The following is a 5,392-nucleotide window of genomic DNA, read 5'->3' on the forward strand; positions in this document are numbered from 1 at the left end:
AATAGCGAAAAACAACAGGACCTTGACCGGGTCCTGTTGTTTTTTAGGTTATAGACTTAACAACCGTGATGAATTCCTGTAGTTTAGCTCTATCAGCAAAGAAAATCTGAGCAAAGTCTTTCTTGCCGCCTCCCTTTCCTCCGAGGGGGATTCCGTATTCTTTGACAATTTCACCGCAGTTGAGATCTGAGGTGAGGTTGTGGGAGAGGAAAACGCGGTTGTTTACTTCTGCTAGGACAAGATAGTTTCCTAAAGCAAGAACTTCCCTTATCAGCAGCTGGGCTGTCTCTGGCTCTTCTCCTGAATCGAGGTGATGTACAATTATTGATCCATTGGATTGCTTCGTGAGATCCTCTGCAAGGTAGGCTAACAGCTGCTGCTTTACCTTTTTCAGTTCCTGTTCTGCAGTCCGTTTCGCCTCTAATTCAGCGGCTACCCGCTCCAGAACATCCTGCTCGGCGCTGGAAAACATTAAGGCCAGCTTTGATACGGCATCAAATTTATCCTGATAATCTATGAGGGCTCGTTCGCCGCAGCGGTAATAGATTCGGGTCATATTTCTGATTTTTTCTGTTTTCATGATCTTAAGCAATCCCACTTGACCGGTACTTGACAGATGGGTACCGCAGCACGGAACTGCATCGTATCCAGCAATTTCCACAATGCGGATTTCTGAATTGACCTGCGGCTCTTTGCGGAGCAGTTTAGGATCAACTTCTGCCAAATCTGTGATAAAATATGTGTTGATGGCCTTATCGGCTTGAATCAGCCGATTGATTTTTAACTCTGCCTCTCTAATAATTGCCGATGGCAGCTCTTCAGCAGTAATATCCAAAGTAGAGTATTCGTCTGATAAATGGAAGCCCCAGGTTTGCCAGCCAAACTCCCGGAAAAACGCAGCTGAGAGCAGATGCTGGCCGGTATGGTGCTGCATATGGTAAAAGCGGCGATCCCAGTCTATCCGACAGTTTACTGGGTTGTTTTGGGGTGCTGTGGGCAGAACATGGTAAACCACTCCTTGTTGTTCATAAACATCTAGAACCGGAATGTTTTCGATAAATCCAGTATCCGCAGGCTGACCACCGCCTTCAGGATAGAAAATGGTATTTTCCAGCACCACATGATAGTTATCCTGAATTTTAGCTGCGGAAACCACTCTGGTTTGATAATCCACTTGATAGGGGTTGAGATAATACTGTCTATTTTGCAAAATTAAACACCTCTTTGCTGTGCTGCGTTAACGATACGAAAACTACTTCGTTACAGCTTGGCTGCAGTCCTGCCTCAAGGTGAATTGTTGATTATACAGCAGGGTTATGGTATCATAATTTTAGAGCATTTTTATGTGTATTGAGGCGGTGCCACAGATAGCAGGTCCTTTCTGGTGACCGCCGTTTTTTATATATTTGGCAATAATAAGCTGGGGAGATGATGGTTTTGCAAAATGTATTTGATACGCTCAAGGAGCGGGGGTTTATTGAACAAACCACGCACGAAGACGAGATCCGTGAACTGTTGGGAAAAGAAAAAGTAACATTCTACATCGGTTTTGATCCCACAGCCAAAAGCCTAACTGTTGGCCACTTTCTGACCATTATGGCTATGGCGCATATGCAGAGGGCGGGGCACCGGCCGATTGCGCTGATTGGCGGCGGCACTGTGATGGTAGGAGATCCAACTGGTAAAACCGATATGCGGAAAATGATGACCGTCGAAGAGATTGAGGCCAATGCGCAGGCATTCAAAAAGCAGTTTTCCCGCTTTATTGATTTTAGCGATGAAAAAGCGCTGATGGTTAATAATGCTGACTGGCTGCGGGAGTTGAATTACATTGAATTTCTGCGGGAAATCGGTGTGCATTTTTCTGTTAACCGCATGCTGTCAGCTGAAGCCTATAAGTCAAGAATGGAACGGGGTCTTACTTTCCTCGAGTTTAACTATATGATTATGCAGTCCTACGACTTTTATAAGCTGCACCAGGAATATGGCTGCGTAATGCAGTTAGGCGGTAATGACCAGTGGTCTAATATCCTTGGCGGTGTAGAGCTGATCAGAAAAATGACCGGCAAACAGGCATACGGTATGACATTTACGCTGTTAACAACCAGCGATGGCAAGAAGATGGGTAAAACAGAAGCAGGTGCTATTTGGCTTGATCCTGAGCTTACCAGCCCCTATGATTTTTACCAGTATTGGCGCAATGTTGAAGACAGTAATGTAGAACGCCTGCTGAGACTCTTAACATTCCTGCCTATGGATGAGGTAAGAAGATTAGGCGCTTTGGAAGGCGCTGACATTAACCATGCTAAAGAAGTACTAGCTTATGAGATTACAAAGAATGTCCACGGTCTAGAAGCTGCCGAGGAAGCCCAAAAAGCAGCCCGTGCCTTATTTGGCGGCACTAGAGATGCAGAATCGATTCCAACTACAGAAATTCCGCTTGCAGAATTCGGCGAGGGCATGGATTTGATCAGCCTCCTGACCAGGATTAATCTTGTCAATACACGCTCTGAAGGCAGACGTCTAATTCTGCAGGGCGGCGTATATGTCGCAGACCGCCAAACCAAACAGATTGATTACATGGTTTCTCAGCAGGATTTTGACGACGAAGGGCATCTCTTGGTGCGGAAAGGTAAGAAGGTCTATCACCGCGTCAAGTTAGTTGAATAAAACTATTAACTAGGGAGTGGTGCATATGGCATCAAAACGGGTCCTAATTTTTCTCGTCGCTGCAGTAGTGCTGCTTGGGGCGGTATTTCAGGTTAGTGCCGAATCTATTTCTCGAGAATATGTGATTAGACAGGCTGGTGTCGAGATCGGTACTACTGCTGTGGAGATTTCTCAAGCTGGGGATCAGACTAAATTATCCACCGCAGTTGTATATCCGCAGATGGGACTGGAAATCGACAGTGAGTATTTCTTCTCCGGATCAGATTTTCCGAAACAGCCGGTGAGCTATTCTTTTTCGATTAAGTCCGGCGGTATTCTGGATCTGGAGATGGAGTGGGCTGATACTGCCAAATATACCATTAAGCAGTTAGGGCAGACTGTGGAGCTTCCCGATGCGAACGTCCTTGCTCTAGATAACTATGTAGTTTCAGACTATATGACCGCAACCTGGATTTATGGTCAAACTGATGCTGCTCCGCTGGCCAGCAGTTTAATCGTACCAGTTACGCTAGCCCAGGGATCCCAGATTGTTCCCATGGCTATCAGCTATGTGGGACAAGAAACGGTCGGTGCCTATACAGCAGATCATTTTCAAGTTAATCTTGGAGTTGTAGTTGATTTGTGGGTTGACCAAAGTGACCGCAGTCTGCTGAAACTCCAGATTCCCATGCAGGCTTTTGAGATCGAGGCTGTTGATTTAGGTGCAGCACCTGAGCCGCCTAGAATCTTTGATGATTTTGGCGGTTACGGCTTTCGGGATCTAGATTTTCATATCAATGTCGATAGAGCTAAGCTGAGCGGTACTATGACTGTGCCCGAAGTAAGCGGGGAGCGGCCGGGAGTCGTACTCGTAGCCGGTTCTGGTCCAACTGATCGGGATGGTAACAGCTTTGTTATGCCGGGACCAGCTGACTATCTTAAAGAGATTGCACACTATCTTGCCTCTCGTGGCGTGATTGTAGTGCGCTACGACAAGCGTGGAGTTGGCGAAAGCCCCGGAGAGATTCAGTCGTTTAATGATTATATTAATGATGTGGATGCAGTAGTTGATTTGTTAGGAAATCTATCAAATGTGGCTGATGTGTTTATTGTGGGGCACAGTGAAGGAGCCTGGCTTGCGTCAGAAGTCGCTCGCAAACGGGATGATCTTGCGGGAGTAGTACTGCTTGCTGGAGCAGGATACCCATATTTCGATACTGTTAAGCGCCAAATTGCAGCTCAGTGCGATGCAGGAGCAGCTGTTGGCTTATTCGATTTCGAGGTAAAAGAACGAACAATGAAGGCGTTAGACGATCTGTATCAAGCTGTTTTAAACGATACTGACTACAGTCTCGCTGCCTACGAACTGCCGGCAGAAATTGAACAGCTAATGCTGCCATTTGTCGGTCAAAGATTCATCCTGAAAGAGTGGTTCACAGCCGATCCGGCGCAGGTACTGTCAGAAATTAAAGTCCCGGTTTTAATCATGCAGGGCACGGCTGATCTTCAAGTTCAAACTGCTGATGCGTATGCTTTAGCAGATGCTCTGCCGGAAGAACAGCGTGATCTCTATATATTTGATGGTTTAGATCATGTTTTGAAAATGACGTATGGCGAGCCGCTGTCCTATACGGATCCGGAGCGGCGTGTGGATCGAAAACTCCTGAACATTCTAGGTGATTGGATCTTGACTAAGTCCGGCGTTGAAATTACTGATTACCGTCTTCCTTACTAGGAAGGCGGTTTTTTTGATTAAATAAGTGTTTTGTTAAAGGATATATAATCTGATTAGATAAATATGTTTAGAGTGGGCGAGCAAGGCAATAAACAACTTGATCATGGGGAGATAATAATGAAATTACGGCATGTTTTGATCGTTTTGCTGTTGGTGACTTTGTTTACTGGCTGTAAAACTGAGGAACCAGAAGAACCATGGATTTCGTTATTTCATGATAACTTCGAGTTTACAGGAACATATTACATTCCTGCGCCTAGAATCCAGATAATGCAGCAGCTAGAAGATGTCGTGCGGTATGAGCTCTATGCCAGCCGTTTTGAACCAGACAATTTTGAAGTCCTTTCGCGGAGAATTTCCAGAACTGCCGAGTGGATCGATCCAATAGGATTCTTGGACCTTGAACCAGGTGTACCTATTTTTCTCAAGTTAACAGCGATTTTGAGGGATGGGAGTGAGAAGGAGAGTAATATTGTAAAATTGGACTATAAAGAAAACCTGCGTCAGGTGCAGCCTGAGGAGGGTGTTGAAGTTAATTATGGACCCCAGGCGAAGCTGACCCTGTCATGGGAGAATACTGTGGATACCGCATACGAGGTATACCACCGAGTGATACTGGAAAGGAAGAATCGTCCAAACCACTCTCACTATTACTTCGCGCGAGGGGAGGAAACTGCTTTAACAATTGATCTTTTCTTCGATCCTTTCTTTGAACCGGGAGAGTACACATGGTATATAATCAGCACTGGTCCCACCGGCTGGACGAACGGGCATGTTACCGAAGTTACAGCAGCCGCCGGCCTTGGATCCAGCTTCATTTTAAAGTAAATTACAGCCAGCCTGAGGCGGTACTGCAGTTAAGTTAGGCCTCAGGCTGAGCTGTGTGTGCCTGGCATGCTTACTGCGCCGATGGGCTGCAAGAAGCCCTGTCGCCTAACCAGCGGGAAGACAACCAGCAGGCAAGGGCGTCACTGGTAACAGTGTAGTCTGGAGGAAGCCGAGGGGGAG

4 protein-coding genes are annotated in these 5,392 nt (G+C 46.2%); 3 read left to right on the forward strand and 1 reads right to left on the reverse strand.

Annotation, left to right across the window (positions count from 1 at the left end):
- Positions 1-43: 43 nt before the first annotated feature.
- The gene (locus tag GX019_09915) at positions 44-1,210 is read right to left on the reverse strand and encodes an alanyl-tRNA editing protein (GenBank protein HHT37475.1); all 1,167 of its coding nucleotides are present in this window, start codon (positions 1,208-1,210) and stop codon (positions 44-46) included.
- Between the two features lie 221 nt (positions 1,211-1,431).
- Here GX019_09915 and GX019_09920 point away from each other — a divergent pair, with 221 nt between their 5' ends.
- From GX019_09920 to GX019_09930, 3 genes are all read left to right on the forward strand, one after another.
- A complete protein-coding gene (locus GX019_09920) occupies positions 1,432-2,670 on the forward strand; it encodes a tyrosine--tRNA ligase (GenBank protein ID HHT37476.1) in 1,239 nt (412 codons plus the stop codon).
- 25 nt (positions 2,671-2,695) lie between these two features.
- Positions 2,696-4,384: an alpha/beta hydrolase gene (locus GX019_09925; GenBank protein ID HHT37477.1), complete on the forward strand. Its 1,689-nt coding sequence runs from the start codon at positions 2,696-2,698 to the stop codon at positions 4,382-4,384.
- Between the two features lie 117 nt (positions 4,385-4,501).
- The gene (locus GX019_09930; GenBank protein ID HHT37478.1) at positions 4,502-5,212 is read left to right on the forward strand and encodes a hypothetical protein; all 711 of its coding nucleotides are present in this window, start codon (positions 4,502-4,504) and stop codon (positions 5,210-5,212) included.
- Positions 5,213-5,392 lie beyond the last annotated feature (180 nt).

It is taken from the genome of Bacillota bacterium (assembly GCA_012837335.1).
Classification (GTDB): Bacteria; Bacillota; Limnochordia; order Darwinibacteriales; family DTU012; genus DTU012.

Bases quoted from the DNA above. Each gene is read 5' to 3' on its own strand.
- GX019_09930 (HHT37478.1), top strand. From the start codon at position 4,502: ATGAAATTACGGCATGTTTTGATCGTTTTGCTGTTGGTGACTTTGTTT.
- GX019_09925 (HHT37477.1), top strand. From the start codon at position 2,696: ATGGCATCAAAACGGGTCCTAATTTTTCTCGTCGCTGCAGTAGTGCTG.
- GX019_09920 (HHT37476.1), top strand. From the start codon at position 1,432: ATGGTTTTGCAAAATGTATTTGATACGCTCAAGGAGCGGGGGTTTATT.